This is a genomic window from Streptomyces hazeniae (assembly GCF_031845485.1).
Taxonomy (GTDB): Bacteria; Actinomycetota; Actinomycetes; order Streptomycetales; family Streptomycetaceae; genus Streptomyces; species Streptomyces hazeniae.
This window is the reverse complement of record NZ_JAVREQ010000027.1, coordinates 59,614-82,356: the sequence shown is the minus strand read 5'-3', so window position 1 is coordinate 82,356 and position 22,743 is coordinate 59,614. Positions and strand designations below refer to the sequence as shown.

The window sequence follows — 22,743 nt, the reverse complement described above, 5'->3', positions numbered from 1 at the left end:
TTTCGGTGGTCATAGCGTGAGGGAAACGCCCGGTTACTTTCCGAACCCGGAAGCTAAGCCTCATTGCGCCGATGGTACTGCGAGGGGGACCTCGTGGGAGAGTAGGACGCCGCCGAACAATCATTGAGAGCCGGTGGCTCCAGCGTACATGCGCTGGAGCCACCGGCTTTTTTGCGTTCTTCCCCAGGGAAATCTCAGACAGGAGTCACACCCCATGTCCACCAACTCGTCCGACGACGATTCCGCGCGTCCCCGCCGCCAGGGGCCGCCGCGGAGGGGTGACGACCGTCCGCGCCGCCCGCGCAGGGACGGTGACGACCGTGGCGGATTCCGCCGCGACGACAGGGGCGGCCGGCGCCCCTACGGCGAGGGCCGGCGGGGCGACGACGAACGCCGCGGTGGCGAGAGCGACCGCCGCTCGGACCGTGATCGAGGCTTCCGCAGCGGCTACGGTGACCGTGGCCGTGACGGCGGGCGCGACAGCGGCCGTTACGGCGACCGCGACCGCGACCGCGGTCGTTACGGCGACCGCGAGCGGCCGAGCCACCGCAGCGGCCCCCGACGTGACGACGGGGGTGGGTTCCGGCGCGACACCCGTCGGGACGACGACCGTTTCCGTGGCCGTGACCGGCGCGACGAGCGCTCCGGCGACCGTCGGGACGACCGCAGGAGCGGCCGTTGGGAGGACCGTGGCGCCGGACGTCGTAGCGACGACCGGCGCACCGACCGGCGCTCCGAAGGCGGGCGCTGGGAGGATCGACGCAATGATCGGCGCACCGAAGGCCGTGACCGCCGTGACGACCGCGAGCGCGGCCGTCCGGGCGGCGACCGCGGAGGCTTCCGGCGCGATGACCGTTTCCGTGGCCGGGACGGGCAGGACGATCGCAGGGGCGGTGGCCGCCGTGACGACCGCAGGGACGGCCCACGTGACGATCGCAGGGGCGGTGGCCGCCGTGACGACCGCAGGGGCGGCTCGCGCGGTGACGGCCAGCCGTTGCGGCGCCTGCCGATCCCGGAGGACGTCACCGGTGAGGAAGTGCCGCGTGACGTGCGCCAGGAGCTCATGGGCCTCCCCAAGACCCTGGCCGAAGACGTGGCCAAGAACCTCGTGATGGTCGGGCGGCTGCTGGACGAGGAACCCGAGCAGGCCTACGGCTACTCCCGCGTGGCACTGCGCCTCGCCTCCCGCGTTCCGGCGGTCCGCGAGGCGGCGGGCTTCGCTTCGTACGGTGTCGGCAAGTACGCGGAGGCGCTGGCCGAGTTCCGTGCGGCGCGGCGGATGACCGGCGGTGTTCACCTGTGGCCGGTGATGGCCGACTGCGAGCGCGGGATGGGGCGCCCGGAGCGTGCCCTGGCCATGGCCGGGGAGTCCGAGGTGCGGAAGCTCGACAAGGCGGGACAGGTCGAGATGCGCATCGTCGCGGCCGGCGCCCGTCGGGACATGGGCCAGGCCGACGCGGCCGTGGTGACGCTGCAGAGCTCGGAACTGGCCTCGAACTCCGTGCAGCCCTGGACCGCGCGTCTCCGGTACGCCTATGCCGACGCCCTGCTCGAGGTGGGCCGGACGGAGGAGGCCCGTGACTGGTTCGCCCGGGCGCTCGAGGCCGACCAGGGCGGACTCACCGACGCATCCGACCGGCTGGCCGAACTCGACGGCGTGGAGTTCCTCGACGCGCTCGACGAGGAAGCCGCGGAGGAGGACGAGAGGGAAGAGGCCCCGGAGGCCCCGGAAGGCACTACGGCGGCCGAGCCCGCGGCCGAGCCGAAGAGCGCCGACGGCGACTCCGGCGAGCAGCCGCCGCAGGACTGAGGCGACGTGTGGAGGGGGCGGACCGACAGGGTCCCCCCCCCCCCCACGCCCCCGGTGCCAGGCGAACCGGACGATCGGGTCGTCCAGCGTGCCGACGAGCTGGAGCCGGCCTCAGCCGGTTTCGTCCGCGAGGTCGCGCAGCACCAGACCGGTGGCGGGCTTCGGCCCGAACGAGGTGGACTTCCGCGGCATGGTGACGCCCTGCCCGGCCAGCTGGCGCACCGTCTCCTCACGCTCCGGGCGCAGCAGCACGGCGGTGCCGCCGTGCTGACCCGCCTGCTCCACCGCGTCCTCCGCCGAATGCAGGTAGGAGATGTCCGACGGCCGGTCCGGGACCCGCCATACGGCGTCCAGCAGCGCCGAGTGCAGGACCGTCGCGTCCAGCCGTCGCCATGTCTCCGGCCGGTCGCTGCGGACCGTGCGTGCCAGCAGGTCCGGGTCCGGGCGGTCCACCAGGTGGAACGCGCCGGTTCCCGCCGAACCCCCGCCGGAGAGCAGGAAGGCGTTGCCCGGCGTCCCGGCCAGGGTCTCCAGCGCCGCAGGCAGCGGCCCGTCCACCGCCCGCACCCGGCACACCCCGTCCAGCGCCGCCAGCGCGTCGCCCAGCGGCAACCGCGGCAGCACCCGGTGGATCGCCCGCACCTGGAGCGGGTAGCGGGCCGAGTCGACCAGCAGCACCAGGCCGCTGGCCCACGCCCCGGCGTCTCCGCCGCGGTGCTCCCCGGCCAGCCGCTGGTACGTCGCCCAGCGGTGGTGCCCGTCGGCGATCAGCGCCTCCCGGGAGGCGAGATCCGCGCACACCGCGTCGATCTCGGCCGGGTCGGTCACGGACCACAGGCGGTGCGCGAAACCGTCCTCGGTGGTGGTCGTCAGCAGCGGCGCCCGGGTCAGCGCGCCCTCGATCACGGCGGTCGCCCCCGTGACCGTGCCCTCGCTCCGGTAGGCGAGCAGCAGCGGCTCGAAGTTGGCCGCGGTCTCCCGCATCAGCGCCGCCCGGTCGGCGACGATCTCCGGGACCACGTCCTCGTGCGGCAGCACCGGCCCGTCCAGGCGCAGCGCGCCGATCAGCCCACGTTGCAGCACCTCCCCGCGCCGCTGCTCGTAGACGTACAGCGCCGGTGTCCCGTCGGCGGCCAGCACGCCCTCCCCGCGCCAGCGGTGCAGCGTGTCGGCGGCCTTGCGGTGCCGCGCGGCCGGGTCGACGGTGTGCGGCAGGATCAGCCGCACGATGTTGTACGGGTCGGCCGTCTCCAGGTGCAGCACACCGTCCGGGCGCACGATGACGTCGTACGGCGGGGACGTCACCGCGGCGAGCGAACTCACGCGCTCCGGGACGTAGCGCAGTCCGCGGAAGGGCAGCAGCCGCAGGCCGTCGGTGGCCCGGGCGGGGGCGTCGTGGGCGTCGTTGCCGTCAGTGCGCATCCCGGAATGCTATGCGGACCGGCGCACGGCGCCAGGGGGCGGGTACGCGATGATCGGTGGGGAAGACACCCGACCGAAGACCAGGGAAGAACCATGCTGCGAGCCTGCGAGACGGCACTGAGCCAGGCGTACGACACCGCCCTGCTCGACCTGGACGGCGTCGTGTACGCCGGCGGCGCCGCGGTGCCGCACGCCGTCGAGGCGCTCGCCGCCGCCCGCCGGGACGGGATGCGGCGGGCGTTCGTCACCAACAACGCCGCCCGTACCCCGCAGACCGTCGCCGACCACCTCGCCCGTCTCGGCGTGCCCGCCGCCGCGGACGAAGTGATCACCTCCGCGCAGGCCGTGGCGCGTCTCGTCGCCGAGCAGCTTCCGCCCGGCTCACGCGTGCTGTGCGTCGGCGGCGACGGGCTGCGCGTGGCGCTGACCGAACGAGGCCTGGAGACCGTCGAGTCCGCGGACGACGACCCGGCCGCCGTCGTGCAGGGCTACGGCGGGCCGGAGTTGGCGTGGGGACGTCTCGCCGAGGCCGCTCTTGCCGTCGGACGCGGTGCCTCCTGGTACGCCTCCAACACCGACCTCACCATTCCCAGCGGACGGGGCATCGCCCCCGGCAACGGCGCCGCCGTGGAGGTCGTCCGGATCGCCACCCGGTGGATGCGGGACGCTCCCGAACCGCAGGTGGCCGGAAAGCCGCGGCCGCCCATGCACCGCGAGACGATCCTGCGCACCGGCGCCGAACGGCCGCTGGTGGTCGGCGACCGGCTCGACACCGACATCGAGGGCGCGCACGCCGGCGGCGTGGACGCGTTGCTGGTGATGACGGGGGTGACGGACGGGGCGCAACTCCTGGCCGCCCCGCCGCCGCACCGGCCCGCCTATGTCGCCGCGGACCTGCGGGGGCTGCTCGCCCCGCACCCCGGGACCACCGGCGACCCGGTGACCGGTTTCCGCTGCGGCGGCTGGCGCGCACGCGCGGCGGAGGGTGCGCTCGCCCTGGAGGGCGGCGGCGACCCCGTCGACGGCCTGCGCGCCCTGTGCGGCGCCGCCTGGGCGGCCGGGGGCGACGGCTGCTGCGACCTCGACTCCGCCAAGGCACTGGCCCGCCTGGGCTGGTGACGGCGGGGGCCGTCCCGCGCGGGCGCGGTCTCGTACGGGCGCGGCCGCAGCCGGGCGGTGCTTGCGGGCGGGGTCAGTCCTCCGGGACGCGGGCGAGGCCGGCCTCGGCCTCGGCGGTGAGCTTCTCCTCCGAGGCGCCGAGCCGCCAGTAGCCGCCGAAGGTCACGGCACGCCGCGCGAACCCGCGCTCGTTCACCAGATGGCGACGCAGCGCGCGCACCGTGCCCGCTTCGCCCGCGATCCAGGCGTACGGCGCTCCCGGCGGCAGCGCCGCCGACCGCAGGGCCTCCACCGCCACGTCCGTACGGTGCCCGGAACGGCCGGACCGGACCAGCCAGGTGATCTCGGCATCGGCCGCAGTGTCCAGTTCCGTCAGGTCGCCCGCCTCGGGAACCTCCACGAACACCCGGGCCGGCAGCCCCGCGGGCAGCGACTCCAGGATGGCGCCGAGGGCGGGCAGCGCCGTCTCGTCACCGCTGAGCAGCACCCAGTCGGCGTCGTCCGGGAGCCGGAAGCAGACGCTCTTGTTGTCCGGAACCACCGGACCCAGCAGCGTCACCCGGTCGCCCGGGCCGGCGGTCCGCGCCCACCGCGAGGCCGGACCGCCGTCGCCGTGCAGGGCGAAGTCGACGTCCAACTCGTCCGCGCGCTGGGCGCGGACGGTGTAGGCGCGCATCACGGCCCGTTCCTCCGGGTCCATCGCGCGGTAGCGGGCGAACCAGTCCGCTCCCGTCGGCACGACGGGTGCGGACTGGCCGGGATGCGGAAGGAACAGTGAGAAGCTCTGATCGCTCCCCCCGCTCGCGAAGCCCGCCATGGCCTCGCCGCCGAGGGTCACGCGCAGCATCGTCGGACCGAGCCGGCGGGTGCGCACCACGTGCAGTTCGAAGAACGCGAACGGCGCGGCGGGCGCGGGTGCTTCGCGGGCGGCGGCACTCATACGGATTCCTTCCGTGCGGGGGTCAGCCGACCTTCGCGGCGTCCTCGACGGCCTTCGCCAGGCGCTCCACCAGCGGAGCCGAGCCCGCGTAGGAGAAGCGCGGCTCGCTCGACCACGGGGTGACCTGGCCGGCCTTCACCGCGGGCAGGTCGCGCCAGGAGGGCTTGGCCTTCAGCTGCTCCGGCTGGAGCGTCGCGGTGCGGTCGTCGAGGAAGAGCAGGTCGGCGTCGTACTTGTCGGCGTTCTCCCAGCTCAGGCTCTCGAAGTAGCCGCCCTCGTCCAGGTTGTCCGGCGTGACGAGCTGCACGCCGAGTTCCTGGAAGAACATCAGGTCGGCGCTCATCCCCGGGTTGGAGGCGTAGAAGAGGTCCTTGCTGCCCGAGCAGGCCAGGACCTTCAGGCCGCCGCTCGCCTTCGCGGCCCTGCGGAGCCGCTCGGCGGCCTTCTCGAAACGCGCCTTGGCGGAGGTGACCTGCTGCGCCTTCAGGTCGGCGCCCAGGGACTCGGCCAGATCCGCGTAGCGGCCGATGACGTTCTTCAGCGAGGTGCGGGACGCCGTGATCGCGACGGTCGGCGCCAGCTTGACGATCTTGTCCTTGCTCTCCTCGGGCACGAACCACAGCGCACCCGGCTCGTACATGTTGGTGATGAGCACCTGGGGACGGGTCTTGGCGTACTTCTCGATGCTGAACTCGCCGTAGGCGTTGCCGATGATCTCCAGCCGGTCGACGTCGAGGTCGCCGGCCTGCGGGTCGGCCTTGCCGTTCGGCAGCTTCGTCGGGCCGAAGACGCCGACGACCTGCTCGTCGATGCCGAAGTCGTGCAGCGCGGCGGCGGTGCCGGTGAAGGCCACGATCCGGTCCGGTACCGCGTCCAGGGTGACCTTCTTCTCACGGTCGTCGGTGAACGACCAGGAGCCGCCGCCGTTTCCGCCCGAGTCGCCGCTCTTCCCGGACGTGCCGCCGTCGCCGCAGGCGGCGAGCAGAGCGCCGAGGCCGACGGCGCCGCCCGCCGCGAGGACGCCGCGCCTGGTGGGAGTGGACGTTCGGGGCTGAGACATGGCAGGGGCCTTCCTGGGACGTGCTGGGGGGACCGCAGGGTCCGCGTGCGAGGTTAGGTTAACCTAACAAAGCACTGTCCCCGTGGCCGGGTGAGTCGCGTCACCGGGCCCCGACCGGAGCCGCGTACGTGTCGCTGACCAAGTCCCCGCCGCCGGAGTCGCCCCAGGCGGCATCGCCGGGCACCCGGCCGCCCCGCGGGCGGAACGCCGTGCGCGCCGCCGGCCTCCTCGTCTCGCTGGTGCTGCTCTGCGTGCTGCTCGCCCTGAGCGTCGCCCTGGGCGCCAAGGCCCTCACCCTCGACGAGGTGTGGGCCGGCCTGACCGACGACACGTCCGGGAGCTGGACCGTCGTGCACGACATGCGGCTGCCGCGCACGCTGCTCGGCCTCATGGTCGGCACCGCGCTGGGGCTGGCGGGCGGGGTGATGCAGGCCCTGACCCGCAACCCGCTGGCCGACCCCGGCCTGCTCGGCATCAACGCCGGCGCCGCCGCGTCCGTCGTCACCGCCCTCTCGTTCCTCGGCATCACCGGCTTCTCCGGCTACGTGTGGTTCGCCTTCGCCGGAGCCGCCGCCGTGGCCGTCCTGGTCTACACCGTCGGCGGCGGACGCGGCGCCACCCCGGCACGCCTGGCGCTCGCCGGTGCCGCCCTGAACGCCGCCCTGTTCAGCTACGTCAACGCCGTGATGCTGCTGGACACCTCGTCGCTGGACCTGATGCGGTTCTGGACGGTCGGCTCGCTCGCCGGGACACGGCCGGAAATCCTCGAGAGCCTGGGGTGGTTCGTCGTGATCGGCACGGTCGGGGCCCTCGCCCTGGCCCGCCCGCTCAACGCCCTCGCGCTGGGCGACGACTCCGCGCGGGCCCTCGGTGCCCGTCCCGCGGAGGTCCGCAGAGGCGCCATGGTGACCGTGACGCTGCTCTGCGGCGCCGCCACCGCCGCCTGCGGTCCCATCGTCTTCGTCGGCCTGATGGTCCCGCACATGGTCCGCGCGCTCACCGGCCCGGACCTGCGCTGGATGCTCCCGTACTGCGCCGTGCTCGCCCCCGTCCTGCTGCTGGCCGCCGACGTGGCCGGCCGCCTCCTCGCCCGGCCCTCCGAACTCCAGGTCGGCATCGTCACCGCGGTGCTCGGCGGCCCGCTGTTCCTGTACTTCGTGACCCGGCGGAAGGTGGCCCGCGCATGAGCGTCAAACGCGCCGCCGCAGGGAGCTTCTCCGTCGTCTTCCGGCCCCGCGCCCTGGCCGTCGGCACCGGCTGCGCGGTACTCGCCCTGGCCGGCGCCGTGTTCGCGATCGCCGCGGGCAGCGGCGACTACCCGATGAACCCCCTGGACGTACTCCGGGTCCTGACGGGTTCCGGCGCGCCCGGCGACGAGTTCGTCGTCGAGGAGCTGCGCCTGCCCCGCACCGCCACCGCCCTCCTGGTGGGCGCCGCGTTCGGCCTCGGCGGCGCCGTCTTCCAGACCGTGGTCCGCAACCCGCTCGGCAGCCCCGACGTGCTCGGCTTCACCAGCGGTTCCGCGACCGGCGCCCTCACCGCCGTGGTCCTCATCGGCGGCGGCAGCACCGCGCTCGCCTTCGGCGCCGTCTTCGGCGGACTCGCCACCGGCCTGCTCATCTACCTTCTCGCCTGGCGGCAGGGCGTGCACGGCTATCGCCTCGTCCTCGTCGGCATCGGCGTGATGGCCATCCTCACCGGCGTCAACGGCTACCTGCTCACACGCGCCCAGATCCTCGAAGCCGGGCGCGCCGTGCTGTGGATCACCGGCAGCCTCGACGGACGCGGCTGGGAGGACGCCCTGCCCCTGCTCGTCGCGCTGGTCGTGCTGCTGCCGGTCGTCCTGCTGTACTGCGCGCGGCCGCTGCGCATGCTGGAGATGGGCGACGACGCGGCCTCCGGCCTGGGCATAGCGGTCGAACACGTCCGCCTGACGGTGCTCACCGCCGCCGTCCTGCTGGTCTCCTTCGCCTCGGCCGCCGCCGGCCCCGTCGCCTTCGTCGCCCTGACCGCGCCGCAGCTCGCCCGGCGCCTGACCCGCGCCCCCGGGCCGAACCTGCTGCCGGCGCTCTTCATGGGCGCCGCGCTGCTGGTCGTCGCCGACCTCGCCGCCCAGCGCCTGATACCCGGACACACCCTGCCCGTCGGCGTCGTCACCGGCGTCGCGGGCGGCGCGTATCTGGTGTGGCTGCTGGCCACCGAACGCAGGGCGGGACGGATATGACCCCCGCCGGCCCGCCCACGGCGGACACCCGCCGCCCGACCCGCCGCCCCCGCACGCCCGGACGGACGGGCACAGGAAGAGGACCCGCGACATGAAGCAGTTCACCGGCACCGGCCCGGGCGTCCGGATGACGAAGGGCGAGCCCCCTGCGGCCGGCGGCGTCGACGCCACCCGGCTCGCCGGGGTGGACATGACCCTCGCCTACGACCAGCGCACCATCGCCCGCGAGCTGTCCGTCTCCGTCCCCGACGAGTCCTTCACCGTCGTCGTCGGCCCCAACGCCTGCGGCAAGTCCACGCTGCTGCGCGCCCTGTCCCGGATGCTGAAGCCCGCCGTGGGCCGGGTGCTGCTGGACGGCCGCGACATCGCGGCGCTGCCCGCCAAGCAGGTCGCCCGCACCCTCGGCCTCCTGCCGCAGTCCTCCCTCGCCCCGGACGGCATCACCGTCGCCGACCTCGTCGGACGCGGCCGCTACCCGCACCAGAGCCTGCTGCGCCAGTGGTCGCGCGAGGACGAGCGGATCGTCGACCGGGCCATGGCCGCCACAGGCGTCTCCGCGCTGGCCGACCGCTTCGTGGAGGAGCTCTCCGGCGGCCAGCGGCAGCGGGTGTGGATCGCGATGGTGCTGGCCCAGGAGACGCCGCTGCTGCTGCTCGACGAGCCCACGACATACCTGGACATCGCCCACCAGATCGACATCCTCGACCTCTGCGCCGGGCTGCACGAGGACGGCCGCACGGTGGTGGCCGTCCTGCACGACCTCAACCACGCCGCCCGGTACGCGACCCACCTCATCGCGATGCGCGACGGCCGCGTCGTGGCCGAGGGGCGGCCGCAGGACGTCGTCACGGCGGACCTGGTGGAGGACGTCTTCGGCATGCCGTGCCGGGTCATCGACGACCCGGAGACCGGCACCCCCCTGGTCGTCCCGGCCGCCCGCCGGCGATAGCCGCCTCCCGCACATGGGGGCGACTTTGCGCCGTCGGCGCGACGGGCCGCGCGACCGCCCGCCCCGACCGGGTAGCGTCGCCCCCATGAACGACGCGACGCCCGGCGACGCCCCGGACCAGCCCGGACCCCGTCCCGGCCCCCGCCCGCTGCCGGGCCCGCCGCCGCACGGACCGGGGGCGCCCGGACCCGTGCGCCGCCCGCTGGGCACGCACGGCGGCGCGGGTCCGCACCCGCCCGCTCCCGCCGCGCCGGAGCCGGAGCCGGCGCCCGCTCCGGAGGCCCCCGCGCCGGGGACGTCCGGGCCGGAGGCGCCCGGGCCAGAAGCCACCGAGCCCGAGGCGACCGAGTCCGGCACGCCCCAGGCGGCGACCCCCGCGAACGCCCGTGCGGACGCGCACCACGACGGCCTCGACGCGCACCACGACGGCCGCCCGGACGAGGACGACCACGGCCCGCAGCCGCTCGGCGTGCGCACCGAGCAGACCGGCGACCCCGACGTGGACGCGCAGCTCCGGCGCCTGGAGGACGCCGACCACCTCGCCGTGTCCGGCCACCTCGAGGTGTACGAGGATGTGCACCGCGGCCTGCGCGACACGCTGACCGCGCTCGACCGGCACGACACCAGGAGCTGACCCGCACGTGGCTGCGACCCGCCCGCAACGCAAGCGACTCGACGCGGAACTGGTGCGCCGCAGGCTCGCCCGTTCCCGCGAGCACGCGAGCCGGCTGATCGCCGAGGGGCGGGTGACCGTCGGCGGTGCGACCGCCACCAAAGCGGCCACCCAGGTCGAGACCAGCGCCGCACTCGTCGTCCGGGAGGACGACGCCGACCCGGACTACGTCTCCCGCGGCGGCCACAAGCTCGCCGGCGCCCTCGAGGTCTTCGGCCCGCAGGGTCTGGAGGTGACCGGCCGCCGCGCGCTGGATGCGGGCGCGTCCACCGGCGGGTTCACCGACGTGCTGCTCCGGGCCGGGGCCGGACACGTCGTCGCCGCCGACGTCGGCTACGGCCAGCTCGCCTGGTCCCTCCAGAGCGACCCGCGCGTCACCGTCAAGGACCGCACGAACGTACGCGAGATGACCGTGGAGGACGTGGACGGCCGGCCCGTCGGCCTGGTCGTCGGCGACCTGTCGTTCATCCCGCTCGGACTCGTGCTGCCCGCGCTCGTCCGGTGCGCCGCACCCGACGCCGACCTGCTGCTGATGGTCAAACCGCAGTTCGAGGTCGGCAGGGAACGGCTCGGCAGCGGCGGCGTGGTGCGCAGCGCCGCCCTGCGCGCGGAGGCCGTGCGGACGGTGGCGGAACGGGCGGCGCACCTCGGCCTCGGCGTGCGCGGCGTCACCGCCAGCCCGCTGCCCGGGCCGTCCGGGAACGTCGAGTACTTCCTGTGGCTGCGCGCCGGTGCACCGAAGCTGGACCCGGCGGACGTCGAACGAGCGGTGGCGGAGGGGCCCCAGTGACGACGAAGGCGACCGAGACGACCACCCCGGGGACGAGCGCGGAGGCCGACGCCACCCGCACCGTCTTCCTGCTGGCGCACACCGGGCGGCCCGCCGCCGTCCGCAGCGCCGAACTCGTGGTCCAGGGACTGCTGCGCAACGGCATCGGCGTGCGCGTGCTGGGCGACGAGGCCAGCGACATGCCGCTGCCCCCCGCCGTGGAGACCGTCGAGGCGGCCCCCGACGTGCTCGACGGCTGCGAACTGCTCGTCGTGCTCGGCGGAGACGGCACGCTGCTGCGCGGCGCGGAGTTCGCGCGCGCGTCGGGCGTGCCCATGCTCGGCGTCAACCTCGGCCGGGTCGGCTTCCTCGCCGAGGCCGAACGCGACGACCTGGACCGCGTCGTGCACCGGGTCGTGGGCCGCAGCTACGAGGTCGAGGAGCGCATGACGCTCGACGTGCTGGTCCGCAACGACGGCCAGGTGGTGCACACCGACTGGGCGCTCAACGAGGCGTCCGTCGAGAAGGCCGCCCGCGAACGCATGCTGGAGGTCGTCACCGAGGTCGACGGCCGGCCCGTCACCGGCTTCGGCGGCGACGGCGTCGTCTGCGCCACGCCCACCGGCTCCACGGCCTACGCCTTCTCGGCCGGCGGCCCCGTGGTGTGGCCCGAGGTCGAGGCCCTGCTCATGGTGCCGATCAGTGCCCACGCGCTGTTCGCCAAGCCGCTGGTGACCGCGCCCGACTCGGTGCTCGCCGTGGAGGTGCAGCGGCAGACCCCGCACGGCGTCCTGTGGTGCGACGGGCGCCGCAGCGTCGAACTCCCCGCCGGCGCCAGGGTGGAGGTCCGCCGCGGCGCCGTCCCGGTACGACTCGCCCGGCTGCACCACGCCTCGTTCACGGACCGCCTGGTCGCGAAGTTCGCCCTCCCGGTGGCCGGCTGGCGTGGCGCCCGCCGGCCTTAGGAGGCGGCGCGGCGGGTCGTGACGCGGAGGGAGAGGATCTCCGCGACGGCCTCCAGCCAGCGCGCGGCCTGCTCGTCGCCGTCCGGCCCGGTGACGACCGCGGCCGCCGTCTCCAGCCAGCCCCGGACCTGTTCCGCGGCGGCCTCGCCCGGCACGGGCTCCTCCAGTTCCGCCGCGTAGCGGGCGCCGCCGCTGCGGACGACCTTGGCGAGGAACGCCACCGCGCGCGGCGGCACGCCCAGCCGGTCCAGGCGCACGGCGGCACCGACGGCGCCGTCGCCGAACAGCGCGGTGCGGTGCGGCCCGCCGAACGACAGTCCGTAGCGCAGCATCGCCGCCGGATCGGCCTGCGCCAGCTCGTCGTCGGTCCGCGACGGGGGCGGGGGAGTGGATGCGGAGTTCATGCGCGCCTCGGTCATTTCACGGTCACGGTGTACGTGTGGATCTTCGCCCGGTCCTCGGCGTCGGGCGTGGGACTCCCGCTCGGGACCGGGCTGGGCACGACCGGCCCGCCCATGTCGCCGCCGCCCGTGCAGGCGGTGTAGGGGCACTGGATGAGGCGGATCTTCGTGGTGCCCTTCCCGACCGCCTCGAAGCGGAAGTGGTACGTGCCTTCAGACGCCCCTTGCGGGCCGCTGTCGTCCCCCCGTTCCTCGTCGGTACCCGTCGACCGGACGACGCCGGAGTCCGGATCGGGCGAGGTGATGTACCAGTTCTCGCCCATGGCGAGGGAGACGGGAGCGGACAGGACGAATTCCTCGCCCACCTCCGCCTGGACGCTGCTCTCTCCGAGCTCGTACTCGTCGGGCCCGCCGAGGCCGCAGCCGGAGAGGACTGCGACCGGCAGGAGGGCCCAGGCGGCTCGGTGTCGGACGAATCGCACGATGCTCTCGTTTCTCATTCGGCGGGCAGGTGGACGGCGTAGGCGTCGGGCAGGTCGTTGTCAGAGGCCTTCTGCATGTTCCCGTTGACGAAGTCGTCCTCGCTCACCCAGGTCGTGGTGCCCCAGGGGTTGTACACCTGGAGCATGTCGCCCTGCTGACCGATGATCATCATCGAGTGGCCGCTGCGGTCACCGTCCTCGTTGTACCCCTCGACGCCGATGGGTACGGGCTTGCCCTCCGCGACCGACTTCTCGATCTCCGGCAGCACGTCCCGGCGTGCGTCCTCGCTGCGGACCTCCTGCAGCTCGTACTCGCTGCCGGTGTGCGGACTGATCTCGTTGTTCGAGATCTCGGTCTTGCCGTCGTTGTCCATCCCCGACGGTTCGCCGAACAGGCCGTACTCGTAGTTTCCGTCGCCGTCCTCGTGGAGACGCGTCTGCTCGTCGCCCAGGCGTTCCCGGAACGCCTCCGGGTCGTCCTCCTGCCCCGAGGGCCCGCCGGTCAGTTCCAGCGCGTAAACGGGGTCGACCAGGGCGCGAGCGGTCACCACGGTGGACGGTACGCACGTCGACCCCTCCTGGGACCACCGCTCACCGTTGAAGGTCTGCTGGTCCTTGTTGTTGTTGGACCCGTCCGCGGCCGTTCCTTCATCGACCAGGCTGTCGCCAGCCGTCGTGATGGGCGAGAGGTGTTCCTGGAGCCAGACCGGGTCCTTGTCGTGGATCTTGTCGCGGAACTCCTCGACCTCGTCGAGGCTGTAGCCGGCTGCGAGTGCCTTGACGAGGTAGGCGCGCTCCTGAGGGGACCCGGAGTCGGCGAGCATCCGTTCGAACGCGGCCTGCTCCTGCGGGCTCATCTTCTCCAGGTGACGCCCCGACCGTTCCAGGTCGTTGGCCGTCAGGAGCTCGTTCTGCTCCAGCGGGCCGCCGACCTGGCCGATGTCGGCGAGGACGAGGCGGTCGGCGGCGGAGATCTCGTCCGTCCGCATCTGTCCGGCGCGCGCCTCGGAGGCGAACTTGTTGAGCACCCGCGCGGCCGTCCGCGCCGCGTCGTCCGCCTTGACGGCCGCCGCGTGCAGCTCGTCGGCGCCCCCGACGGCGATCTTCTGGGCGCGCTTGCGTTCCTCCTCCTCGGCGTCCTTCTCCACCCAGTCGTCGAAGAAGCCGTCCTCGCCGCCGAGGATGGTGCGGGCCTGACGCAGCTGGCCGCGGCCGGACTCGTCGGTCGACTGCGCGGACGTCAGGGCGTCGGACAGGTCGTACAGCGCCTTCGACGCCTTGCGGAACGCCTCCTCCATCTGCTCGGCGGAACGGCCGGCGGCCGCCACCACCTCGGCGGCCTTGGCGCCCGTGCTGCCCACCCAGACCGAGGGGAGGCCGGACCTGGCCACCGCTTCGACGCGCGTCTGCACGTCCCCGGCGTCGTCGGCCTGGCTCTTGTAGGTCTTCGCGATGCCGTCCAGCATGCTCGGGGAGCCGACGGGTGCCGAGACGTCGAGCAGCTTGCCGATCGCGTCGAGCAGGGCGTTCTTGTCCCCGGCGTCGGAGACGGACTTCCGGTGTCCGGCTATGGCTTCCCTGCGGTCGGTGGTGGATTCGCCTGCTGCGGCCATGACGTGTTCGCCCCGTGGGTGGTGGGTGGGTGACGGCGGACGCGCGCACCGGGCCGGCCGCGGCGGGCGCGGCCGTCGCGGCGCACGACGGGAGGTGCGGAGGTGCGGTGAGGCCTGCTGTGGTGGTGCTCAGCCGAAGTCGGCGAGGCCCGGGGGCGTGTGCGTGGCCGGTGCGGGTCCGCCGACGAGGGGTGGGTCGCCGAGTGCGGCGGGGCGTTCGCCGGGCGCGGGACCGCTCACGAGCGGCGGCTCGCCGATGACCGCCGGGCGTTCGCCGGGCGCCGGTCCGCCGGTGATCCCCGGGTGGGGGAGCGTGGCCGGGGTGGGCATCGTCGTCAGGCCGTCTCCGCCGGCGGCCGAGTTCAGCCCGTTCTGCGCGAAGACGTCGGCGCCCTGGTAGTTCTGCTGCGAGATGCGGACCTTGTCCGCCAGCTCGTGCAACGCGGCCTCCAGCACCTTCGCCTCGGCCTGCCAGGCGTCGGCGAAGCCGTCGTGGGCCGGGCCCGAGTCCGAGCCGCCCAGCGTGTCGGCCGGGTAGCACACCTGCATGTCGACGGCCTTGCGGATGTCGCCGACGTCGTCGCCCGCCCGGTCGAGCTTGCCGGCCTCGCCGGCCATGCCGCTCTTCCGGACCTCGTACCCGTTCCCCGCCCCGCCGGACATGCCGCGTCCCCCTGCTCGCTCCGACCGGCACGCCCCCTCGGCCCCGGTACGCCGATCATGAGCATACCCGTACTCGGTGTCATGACCACGGACACCTGGTGCAGGTCAGGTGCCGTTGCCGTGCCGACACGCCCGGCGCGGGCGGACGTGCCGCCGTGACTCGTGCACGCGTGCGGAGGGCCCCGCAGGGGCGGCGTACGACGGCCGGGGGTGGTTTCCGGCAGGGAACCTCGTATGGTCGTATCCGTGTTGCAGGAGATGCGGATCAAGGACCTCGGCGTGATCGACGACGCCGTCGTCGAGCTGTCGCCCGGTTTCACCGCGGTGACCGGCGAGACCGGCGCGGGCAAGACCATGGTCGTCACCAGCCTCGGCCTGCTGCTCGGCGGCCGCGCCGACGCCGCCCTGGTGCGGGTCGGGGCCAGGTCCGCGGTCGTGGAAGGCCGCATCGTCGTCGCGCCGGACGCACCCGCGGCCGTACGGGCCGCCGAGGCGGGCGCCGAACTGGACGAGGACGCGCTGCTGGTCAGCCGTACCGTCTCGGCCGAGGGCCGCTCCCGGGCCCACGTCGGCGGCCGGTCCGTCCCGGTCGGGCTGCTCTCCGACCTCGGTGACGACCTGGTCGCGGTGCACGGCCAGACCGACCAGCAGGGGCTGCTGCGCCCCTCCCGCCAGCGCCAGGCGCTGGACCGGTACGCGGGCGACGCCGTCGCCGTGCCGCTCGCCGCCTGGGGCGGGGCCTACAAGCGGCTGCGCGCCGTCACGCTGGAGCTGGAGGAGCTGACCACCCGGGCCCGCGAGCGGGCGCAGGAGGCCGACCTCCTGAGGTTCGGCATCGAGGAGATCGCCGCCGCCGAGCCCCGCGCGGGGGAGGACGACGAGCTGGCCGCCGAGGCGGAACGCCTCGGCCACGCCGAGGCCCTCGCCTCGGCCGCCGCCACGGCGCACGGCGCGCTCGCCGGCGACCCCGCCGATCCCGAGGGCGTGGACGCGAACGCGCTGGTCGCGGGTGCCCACCGCGCGCTGGAGGCGGTACGCGCCCACGACCCGGCGCTGGCCGCTCTCGCCGACCGGCTGAGCGAGGTGTCCATCCTGCTCACCGACGTCGCCGGGGAACTCGCCGGCTACGCCGACGACCTGGACGCCGACCCGCTCCGGCTCGCCGCGGTCGAGGAGCGCCGTGCCGCTCTGACGCAGCTCACCCGCAAGTACGCCGACGACATCGCGGGCGTCCTCGCCTGGTCCGAACGCAGCGCAACCCGGCTCACCGAACTCGAGGGCGACGACGACCGGATCGGTGAACTCGCCGCCGAACGCGACGCACTGCGCACCGAGCTGGCCGGTCTGGCCGCACAGCTCACCGAGGCACGCACGGGCGCGGCGAAACGGTTCGCGGCCGCGGTGACCGGCGAGCTGGGCGAACTGGCCATGCCGCACGCCCGGGTGTCGTTCGCGCTGCGCCGCACGGAGGACCCGCAGGGTCTGGAGATCGACGGCGGCGCCTACGCCTACGGGCCGCACGGCACCGACGAGGTGGAGCTGCTGCTCGCCCCGCACCCCGGGGCGCCGCCGCGGCCGGTCGCCAAGGGCGCCTCCGGAGGCGAACTGTCCCGGGTCATGCTGGCCGTCGAGGTCGTGTTCGCGGACTCGGACCCGGTGCCGACGTACCTGTTCGACGAGGTCGACGCGGGGGTGGGCGGCAAGGCGGCGGTCGAGGTCGGGCGACGGCTGGCGCGGCTGGCCCGTTCCGCGCAGGTCGTGGTCGTCACCCACCTCCCGCAGGTGGCGGCGTTCGCCGACCGGCACCTGGTGGTGGAGAAGACCGACGACGGCAGCGTCACGCGCAGCGGCGTGCAGGCGATGGACGGGGAGGACCGGGTGCGGGAGCTGTCGCGGATGCTCGCCGGCCAGGAGGACTCGGAGCTGGCGCGGGCGCACGCGGAGGAACTGCTGGAGGCCGCCCGCGCCGAGGCGTGACCGTGTGCCACGCCGCGGACGACCGGCCACCGCAGGGAGGGCCGGCCGTCCGCCGCACCGCCGACGGACCCGGGGTGCGGCGGCCGTCGGTGAGTCGTGTTCAGTTGAGGCGGACGTTGTAGCGGTTGAGGACCTCACGCACGGGCTGGAAGAAGGAGCTGCCGCCGCCCATGCCGGAGGTGATGCCCAGCGCGGTGCGGCCGTCGAACAGGGCGCCGCCGGAGTCGCCGGAGTTCACCCGGGCGGCGGTCTGGACGAGCTGGCGCACCTGCCCCTGCGGGTAGTTGACGGTGACGCCGGTGCGCTGCACGGTGCCGCAGGTCAGGCCGGTGGTGCTGCCGCTCTTGCAGATGCGCTGGCCCACGCGGGCGGCGCCGGCCCGGTCGATGCGCTGCACGTCGCCGTTGTAGAGGGTGACGACGCCGGGCGCGTTGCTGTGGCGGTTGCGGATCAGGCCGTAGTCGTTGCCGGGGAAGCTGGCCCCGACGGACGGGCCTATGCCGCTCCAGTTGGCGACGCCCTTGGTGCAGTGGCCGGCGTCGATGATGTAGTTCCGGCCGTTCTTGCGGGTGTTGAAGCCGGCGGAGCAGCGGATGCCGCCGCCGGTGATGGCGGCGCCGCCCCGGATGGCCGGGCTCATCTTGCCGCGGGTCTCCTCGACGCGTACGGCGTCGCCGTGTTCGGCCGCGGCGGCGCGCAGGCGTGCGGCGGCGCGGACGTCGGTGGCGTCGGTGAGGGTGACGACGACCTGCTGGGTGACGGGGTCGGTGGCTGTCGTGGTGTGCGCGACGGCGGGCAGGTTCTCCAGCGCGGCCCTGACCGCGCGCAGTTCGGCGGTGCTGCGGGTGACCCGTTTCGGGGTGGCGCCGGCCGCGCGGACCCGGTCGGCGGCGGCGTCGCCGAGGACGTTGACCACCGGGTGGCCCCGGTCGTCCAGGTACGCGCCCGCGCTCTGCCGGCCGAGTTCGGCGGTGAGACGGTCCAGGGCCCGGATGCCGTCGTCCTGTCTGCGCAGGATCTCCGCGGCCTCGGCTCTGCTCACCCCCTCCTCGGCGGCCAGCGAGGTGAGCGCGGCGTGCTCGACGCTCGGCGCGTGACCGGGCACCTCGCCCGCGGCCACCGCGGGGGCGGGCAGGGCCAGTACGGCGCATCCGGCCAGAGCCGCGACGGCCGTGCGGAGGGCACGGGAGGTACGGCGGAGACGTCGTTGCGACATGGAGGATCCTCTCTTCTCCGGGAGGGCGAGGGCGCGGAGGCGCCCACGAGCGGTTCAGAGGCGCGGGACGACCGGGTCGGAGTGCCGGTGCAGACCCCCGGCACCCGGGCAGGCCCGGGTGCCGGGTGCCGGTTCACTCCGCGGTCTGCCCGGCCGGGGCGTGCTCCTTGACCGTGGCGGGCCCGTGCATGCCGGCCGGGGGCGCCTGCTGCGGCTGAAGGCCGACGGCGCGGGTCAGCGTGCCCAGCTGGAACCGCTTGTCGTCCAGGTGGTCGCGGCGCACCAGTACGGCGGTGGAGACGGTCGCCGCGTGGCGTTCGCCGTCGGGCAGCGCCTCGGCGGTGACGGAGAGCGCGGGAACGCCCTCGCCGAGCAGCCGGTCGGCGGTCCGGTCGTCCAGCACGTGCACCCAGGTGCGGTACGGGCTCGGCTCCTCGGTGACGCCGGGCCCGACGAGGGTGGTGCGGTCGATGCGGGCGGGCAGTGTCACGTCGGGGCAGTCGGCGGCGGTCGCCGCGCGGGCGGAGGAGGGCGCGGCGCCGAAGGCGGCACGCCAGTCGGGGTGCTGCTGGGTGCGGGCGAGTCCGGCGGCGAGGTCGGCGCGCGCCCGCGCCGGGTCGGCCACTCCGTCGGCGGTGTGCACGCACATGCGGAAGTCCTCGCGGGTGCTCACCAGCAGGCCGTTGTCCGGGGTCAGTTCGGCGTGCGCGGGAGCGGCGCCGTGCCCGAGTGCGGCGGTGGCGGCGCCCAGTACGGCCGCCATGGCGGCCAGGTGCAGGGCCGTTCTCCTGCGGATGCGGAGGCGTCGAAGCATCGGTGATCGTCCTTCCTGGCGGGGGTCAGTTGCCGTTCATCGAGGCGACGACGGAGTCGTAGTCGTAGGAACTGGGCCACCAGTTGGTCCAGTTCTGGCAGCCGTAGGTGTAGCTGCCGTGCATGATGCTGGGCGTGTGGCAGTCACCGTCCCAGCGCGGGTCGAGCAGGCCCCAGGCGTGGCCCGTCTCGTGGTTGATGAAGGCGCGGCCCACGTTGTCGAGTGCACCGCCGGTGCTGTCGACCATGTACATGACCTTCCACCGGTAGTCGGTGTGGCCGTAGTCGGAGTTGTAGACGGGGTTCTGGCTGACGGCGCAGTTGTAGTAGCCGTAGCTGCCGCCGCACACGTCGCTCCAGTCGGCGGCGTAGTGGTACTCCAGCTCGATCTCCGCCCGCTCCTGGGTGGGGTAGGAGGTGCACGGGTTCGGCGCGAGCCACAGGTCGATGCGCCAGCCGCCGGTGCCGTCCCAGTCGCGGTCGCCCTGGCCGGCCAGGGTCTGTTCCAGGAAATTCCGGGCCTGGGCGTGCGAGAGGTAGGAGCTGCCGTAGACCTGCGCGCAGTACTGCTCGTCCAGCGGCCCGGCCGCGCCGCCGCCCGCCGAGGTGTAGTGCATGGAGTTGACGTGCGTCTGGTGCGAGCTGGTGTTGTGGTGCGAGGCCTGCGCGGTGGGTGCCAGCAGCGCGGCCACCAGCAGCAGTACGGCCGTCCAGGCGGCCCGCAGTCCGAGCGGTCTGCGGGGCCGTGCGGACGGCGCGGGGTGGTCCCTCACGGTGTCTCCTTCTCTGCAGGGGGCGTGTCGGGGGTGTGCCGGGGCGCATGCCCCGGGGTCTGTCCGGTCGGGGGCTCAGCGGCGGTCGTTGCTCCAGCGGGCGCCGGACGCGTCGGCGTCGAGCTCCAGCGTGTAGCGGGCCGCCGCAGGGGTGCGCTGCGGCCCCGGTGACGACGCGGCCGCGTGCTGCGGCGCCTGTCCGGGCGTGCCCGGAAGCGGGGCGGCCACGCCGGAGACCGCGCACGCGACGGCGATCAGCAGGGGCGGCAGGTGACGCCGCAGGCGCCGCCCCGCCGTTCGCCGGGCGCGGTCGTCCGTCGCTTCGCGCACAGCGCTCTCCTCACTCCTCCGGCCACGCCCGTCCCCACCCGCTGCGCGTACATGACACGCGCAGCGGGAAGGGTGGCGACCGGAGGTGAAACGACAGTGAAACCGCAGCGCCGGGAGCCGGGGACCGGACTCCAGCACCCTCAGCACGACCTCACCGGGCGGCCCGGAGCGGCCGACGGAGACGTCGCCCGCTGCCGGGGCGCCGCCGCACGCGGCGACCACCACGGGGCGCTCTCCGAGCTGCGCACGCTCGCCAAACCGCTCTGCGACAGCGGCGCGGTCCGCAGCTTCCTGGAACTCCTCGACGCGCTCCCTCCCGCCCAGGCCCACACCGACCTCGACCTGCTGCTGCGGGCGGGGACCGCCTGGACCGAACTCACCGCCTGGCAGCGGGCCGCCGCCTGCTACCGGCGCGCCCACCGGCTCGCGACCGACCACGGCACCGCCCCCGACCTCGCCCAGGTCGTCACCGCCCAGGGAGTCCTCGCCTGGTACCGCGGCGACATCCCCGAGGCGCGGCGCCTCCTCGACCGTGCCTCCCGGCTCCTTTCCGGCACCGTCTCCGACGACCCCGCGTGGGACGAACTCCGCGAGGGGCAGGCCCTCGTGCACAGCGCCCACGGCGAACTCGACCGCGCCGAGACCCTCCTGCGCATCCAGCTCCGCACCTTCCAGCGGCGCGCCGACGCCGAGGGACAGCGCCATGTGCTGGCCAACGCCGCCGTCCTCGTCGCGCTGCGCCGTGGCGACTTCGACCACGCCGAGGCCCTGCTGGAGGAAGCCCTCGCCCTCGCCGAGGAGTACGGCCTGCAACTCGGCCTGCCCCGCACCCTTAACTGCCTGGCGTTCGTGCTGAACTGGCAGGGACGCCACGACGAGGCCCACGGTCACGCCCGGCGCGCCCTGCACGAGGGCCACCGGCTGCACGTACCGCACGCCGTCTGCTTCGCCGAGTACAACCAGGCCGTCGCCCTCGGACACCGCGGCGAGACCACGGCCGCGCTGGACGCCTGCGACCGGGCGCTGCGCGCCCTGCGGACGGGCTCCTCCTCGCTGCTGCGCGCCGACGTCCTGCTGGCCAGGGCCCGCCTGGAACGCCCGCACAGCCCGCGCCGCGCCGCCGACACCGCGCGCACCGCCGTGCACGTCGCCCGCACGCAGCAGGACCGGTGGACGCTCGGAGTCTGCCTCCTCGAACTCGCCGACATCGATGGCGCCGCCGCCGGCGCTGGCCTCCTCGCCGAAGCGGGTGCCCTCTTCCGCCGCTACGGCGACCGCCACCAGTCGCTGCGCTGGCACACCGTCGCCGCCCGGCACGCCCACGACCGCGGCGACATGGACGCGCTGGCCGGCCACGTCACCACACTGGTCACCGACATGGGTCGCTACCCCGGCCTCACCCCGCTCATCGCCGGGCGGCTGCGCAGCCTCCTCCCACCCGTCGCCGACCGCGTGGCCGCCGCACTCCCCGCCGCCGAAGGCGGCGGGGACGACTCCCTCGCACCCCTCGCCGCCGACCTGCTCGCCTCCCCGGACGAGCGGGTACGCACCTGGGCCGTCGCCGCGCTCTCCGCCCGGCCCACTCCGCGGGCGTACGCGCTGCTGGCCGGCCACCACGACGACAGCGCGGCCGTACGCGCCCGCGTCGACGAGACGATGACCGCTGCGGCCGCCGAACCGCTGCCCGGCCTCGACCTGCTGTGCCTGGGCGGCTACGAGGTCCGGGCCGGCGCGCCCGTGCCGCCCGACCGGTGGACGTCGCTGCACGCGCAGCTCATCCTCGTGTACCTCGCCGCGAACGGCGGCGCCACGCGCGACGAACTCCTCGACCTCCTCTGGCCGGAGGACGACGTGCGCCGCACCGAGGTGCGTCTGCGCAGCACCATGCGTCTCCTCCGGCACGCCCTGCGCCCGCCCTGGCGCCCCGACGCCAACTACGTGGAGCACCGTGCCGGCTCCTACCGCATCGCCCACGAGGTGCGCGTCACCACCGACTTCGCGCGGTTCGAGGCCCAGGTCGGGACGGCCCGGAGCAGCACCGGCCGAGCGCGCCGCCAGGCCTGCGGGGACGCCCTGGCCCTGTACCGGGGCGACCTCCTCCCCGGCTTCGGCCAGGACTGGGTCCGCCGGGAACGCGAACGGCTCGCGCTGGACTGGCTGTGGACGCTGGAGGAGCACGCCGCGGACCTCCTCGCCGCCGGCGCCTGCGAGGAGGCCGAAGTGCACGCCCGCCGCGTCATCGGCCGCGACCCGCTGCGCGAGCGCGCCTGGCGCGTCCTGATGGAGGTCTGCGCACGGCAGGACAGACGCGCCGAGGCCGTACGGAGCTACCTGCTGCTCCGCGAACGGCTGCGGGAGGAGCTGGCGACCGAACCCTCGCCCGCCACCCAGCGGCTCTACACGGCGATCACGGGAGACCGGCGGCCCGGCGCGGTCGGATGAACCCGCAGCACCTGTCAGACTGTCACGCGCCCGCGCACACCCCGCGCCCGGCACCCCGCGCCTCCCGCGCACCACCGACCGCCACCGCGTCCAGGAGCCTGC

At 74.6% G+C, this 22,743-nt stretch carries 21 protein-coding genes and 1 rRNA gene; 11 read left to right on the top strand and 11 right to left on the bottom strand.

All coding sequences use genetic code 11. The features are described from left to right. Window position 1: 1 nt before the first annotated feature. Both rrf and RM572_RS24375 read left to right on the top strand, forming a co-directional pair. Window positions 2-118, top strand: a 5S ribosomal RNA gene (gene rrf, locus RM572_RS24380). Window positions 119-1,048: 930 nt separating this feature from the next. Next, window positions 1,049-1,810: a tetratricopeptide repeat protein gene (locus tag RM572_RS24375; RefSeq protein ID WP_311675558.1), complete on the top strand. Its 762-nt coding sequence runs from the start codon at window positions 1,049-1,051 to the stop codon at window positions 1,808-1,810. Between the two features lie 111 nt (window positions 1,811-1,921). On the opposite strand, the gene RM572_RS24370 is transcribed toward RM572_RS24375, so the two are convergent. Then, the gene (locus RM572_RS24370) at window positions 1,922-3,232 is read right to left on the bottom strand and encodes a DUF1015 domain-containing protein (RefSeq protein ID WP_311675557.1); all 1,311 of its coding nucleotides are present in this window, start codon (window positions 3,230-3,232) and stop codon (window positions 1,922-1,924) included. A 93-nt stretch (window positions 3,233-3,325) separates the two neighbouring features. Here RM572_RS24370 and RM572_RS24365 point away from each other — a divergent pair, with 93 nt between their 5' ends. After that, window positions 3,326-4,351, top strand: a complete 1,026-nt coding sequence (locus tag RM572_RS24365; RefSeq protein WP_311675556.1) for an HAD hydrolase-like protein — start codon at window positions 3,326-3,328, stop codon at window positions 4,349-4,351. Window positions 4,352-4,424: 73 nt separating this feature from the next. On the opposite strand, the gene RM572_RS24360 is transcribed toward RM572_RS24365, so the two are convergent. Next, entirely contained in the window at window positions 4,425-5,291 is an 867-nt protein-coding gene (locus tag RM572_RS24360) for a siderophore-interacting protein (protein WP_311675555.1), read from the bottom strand. Window positions 5,292-5,313: 22 nt separating this feature from the next. Beyond that, window positions 5,314-6,351, bottom strand: coding sequence for an ABC transporter substrate-binding protein (locus RM572_RS24355; RefSeq protein ID WP_311675554.1), 1,038 nt, complete (start codon window positions 6,349-6,351; stop codon window positions 5,314-5,316). Window positions 6,352-6,479: 128 nt separating this feature from the next. Between RM572_RS24355 and RM572_RS24350 the strand changes: the two genes are divergently transcribed. The 6 genes from RM572_RS24350 to RM572_RS24325 all read left to right on the top strand — a co-directional run bounded on the left by RM572_RS24350 (window position 6,480) and on the right by RM572_RS24325 (window position 11,931). Beyond that, the gene (locus RM572_RS24350) at window positions 6,480-7,538 is read left to right on the top strand and encodes a FecCD family ABC transporter permease (protein WP_311675553.1); all 1,059 of its coding nucleotides are present in this window, start codon (window positions 6,480-6,482) and stop codon (window positions 7,536-7,538) included. Next, on the top strand, window positions 7,535-8,575 hold the full coding sequence (locus RM572_RS24345; RefSeq protein WP_311675552.1) for a FecCD family ABC transporter permease: 1,041 nt from the start codon (window positions 7,535-7,537) through the stop codon (window positions 8,573-8,575). The genes RM572_RS24350 and RM572_RS24345 overlap by 4 nt, the downstream gene beginning before the upstream one ends. A gap of 190 nt (window positions 8,576-8,765) precedes the next feature. Next, window positions 8,766-9,524 carry an ABC transporter ATP-binding protein gene (locus RM572_RS24340; protein WP_394813699.1) on the top strand — a complete coding sequence of 253 codons (759 nt, stop codon included), beginning with the start codon at window positions 8,766-8,768 and terminating at the stop codon, window positions 9,522-9,524. 85 nt (window positions 9,525-9,609) lie between these two features. Then, entirely contained in the window at window positions 9,610-10,158 is a 549-nt protein-coding gene (locus tag RM572_RS24335; RefSeq protein ID WP_311675551.1) for a hypothetical protein, read from the top strand. A 7-nt stretch (window positions 10,159-10,165) separates the two neighbouring features. After that, window positions 10,166-10,987 carry a TlyA family RNA methyltransferase gene (locus RM572_RS24330; RefSeq protein WP_311675550.1) on the top strand — a complete coding sequence of 274 codons (822 nt, stop codon included), beginning with the start codon at window positions 10,166-10,168 and terminating at the stop codon, window positions 10,985-10,987. Further along, entirely contained in the window at window positions 10,984-11,931 is a 948-nt protein-coding gene (locus RM572_RS24325) for an NAD kinase (protein WP_311675549.1), read from the top strand. The genes RM572_RS24330 and RM572_RS24325 overlap by 4 nt, the downstream gene beginning before the upstream one ends. Here the strand turns inward: RM572_RS24325 and RM572_RS24320 are convergent. From RM572_RS24320 to RM572_RS24305, 4 genes are all read right to left on the bottom strand, one after another. Beyond that, window positions 11,928-12,335 (bottom strand): hypothetical protein, encoded by a 408-nt coding sequence (locus tag RM572_RS24320; protein ID WP_311675548.1) that lies wholly within the window; start codon window positions 12,333-12,335, stop codon window positions 11,928-11,930. The two genes, RM572_RS24325 and RM572_RS24320, sit on opposite strands and share 4 nt — an antisense overlap. 11 nt (window positions 12,336-12,346) lie before the next feature. Beyond that, a complete protein-coding gene (locus tag RM572_RS24315) occupies window positions 12,347-12,814 on the bottom strand; it encodes a protease inhibitor I42 family protein (protein WP_311675547.1) in 468 nt (155 codons plus the stop codon). A 14-nt stretch (window positions 12,815-12,828) separates the two neighbouring features. After that, window positions 12,829-14,427, bottom strand: a complete 1,599-nt coding sequence (locus RM572_RS24310) for a peptidoglycan-binding protein (protein ID WP_311675546.1) — start codon at window positions 14,425-14,427, stop codon at window positions 12,829-12,831. A gap of 129 nt (window positions 14,428-14,556) precedes the next feature. Continuing rightward, window positions 14,557-15,090 (bottom strand): WXG100 family type VII secretion target, encoded by a 534-nt coding sequence (locus RM572_RS24305; RefSeq protein ID WP_311675545.1) that lies wholly within the window; start codon window positions 15,088-15,090, stop codon window positions 14,557-14,559. A 234-nt stretch (window positions 15,091-15,324) separates the two neighbouring features. Between RM572_RS24305 and recN the strand changes: the two genes are divergently transcribed. Continuing rightward, window positions 15,325-17,067 (top strand): DNA repair protein RecN, encoded by a 1,743-nt coding sequence (recN, locus tag RM572_RS24300; protein WP_311675544.1) that lies wholly within the window; start codon window positions 15,325-15,327, stop codon window positions 17,065-17,067. Window positions 17,068-17,167: 100 nt separating this feature from the next. On the opposite strand, the gene RM572_RS24295 is transcribed toward recN, so the two are convergent. From RM572_RS24295 to RM572_RS24280, 4 genes are all read right to left on the bottom strand, one after another. Beyond that, entirely contained in the window at window positions 17,168-18,283 is a 1,116-nt protein-coding gene (locus RM572_RS24295; protein WP_311675543.1) for a S1 family peptidase, read from the bottom strand. 133 nt (window positions 18,284-18,416) lie between these two features. Further along, window positions 18,417-19,097, bottom strand: a complete 681-nt coding sequence (locus RM572_RS24290) for a hypothetical protein (protein WP_311675542.1) — start codon at window positions 19,095-19,097, stop codon at window positions 18,417-18,419. Between the two features lie 25 nt (window positions 19,098-19,122). After that, window positions 19,123-19,869 carry a hypothetical protein gene (locus RM572_RS24285; protein ID WP_311675541.1) on the bottom strand — a complete coding sequence of 249 codons (747 nt, stop codon included), beginning with the start codon at window positions 19,867-19,869 and terminating at the stop codon, window positions 19,123-19,125. Window positions 19,870-19,944: 75 nt separating this feature from the next. Further along, on the bottom strand, window positions 19,945-20,199 hold the full coding sequence (locus RM572_RS24280) for a hypothetical protein (RefSeq protein ID WP_311675540.1): 255 nt from the start codon (window positions 20,197-20,199) through the stop codon (window positions 19,945-19,947). A gap of 96 nt (window positions 20,200-20,295) precedes the next feature. Between RM572_RS24280 and RM572_RS24275 the strand changes: the two genes are divergently transcribed. After that, a complete protein-coding gene (locus tag RM572_RS24275; RefSeq protein ID WP_311675539.1) occupies window positions 20,296-22,641 on the top strand; it encodes a BTAD domain-containing putative transcriptional regulator in 2,346 nt (781 codons plus the stop codon). Window positions 22,642-22,743 lie beyond the last annotated feature (102 nt).

Bases quoted from the DNA above. Each gene is read 5' to 3' on its own strand.
- RM572_RS24345 (WP_311675552.1), top strand. From the start codon at position 7,535: ATGAGCGTCAAACGCGCCGCCGCAGGGAGCTTCTCCGTCGTCTTCCGG.
- RM572_RS24295 (WP_311675543.1), bottom strand. From the start codon at position 18,283: ATGTCGCAACGACGTCTCCGCCGTACCTCCCGTGCCCTCCGCACGGCC.
- RM572_RS24355 (WP_311675554.1), bottom strand. From the start codon at position 6,351: ATGTCTCAGCCCCGAACGTCCACTCCCACCAGGCGCGGCGTCCTCGCG.
- RM572_RS24290 (WP_311675542.1), bottom strand. From the start codon at position 19,097: ATGCTTCGACGCCTCCGCATCCGCAGGAGAACGGCCCTGCACCTGGCC.
- RM572_RS24305 (WP_311675545.1), bottom strand. From the start codon at position 15,090: ATGTCCGGCGGGGCGGGGAACGGGTACGAGGTCCGGAAGAGCGGCATG.
- RM572_RS24335 (WP_311675551.1), top strand. From the start codon at position 9,610: ATGAACGACGCGACGCCCGGCGACGCCCCGGACCAGCCCGGACCCCGT.
- RM572_RS24370 (WP_311675557.1), bottom strand. From the start codon at position 3,232: ATGCGCACTGACGGCAACGACGCCCACGACGCCCCCGCCCGGGCCACC.
- RM572_RS24310 (WP_311675546.1), bottom strand. From the start codon at position 14,427: ATGGCCGCAGCAGGCGAATCCACCACCGACCGCAGGGAAGCCATAGCC.
- RM572_RS24320 (WP_311675548.1), bottom strand. From the start codon at position 12,335: ATGAACTCCGCATCCACTCCCCCGCCCCCGTCGCGGACCGACGACGAG.
- RM572_RS24365 (WP_311675556.1), top strand. From the start codon at position 3,326: ATGCTGCGAGCCTGCGAGACGGCACTGAGCCAGGCGTACGACACCGCC.
- RM572_RS24340 (WP_394813699.1), top strand. From the start codon at position 8,766: ATGACCCTCGCCTACGACCAGCGCACCATCGCCCGCGAGCTGTCCGTC.
- recN (WP_311675544.1), top strand. From the start codon at position 15,325: ATGGTCGTATCCGTGTTGCAGGAGATGCGGATCAAGGACCTCGGCGTG.
- RM572_RS24360 (WP_311675555.1), bottom strand. From the start codon at position 5,291: ATGAGTGCCGCCGCCCGCGAAGCACCCGCGCCCGCCGCGCCGTTCGCG.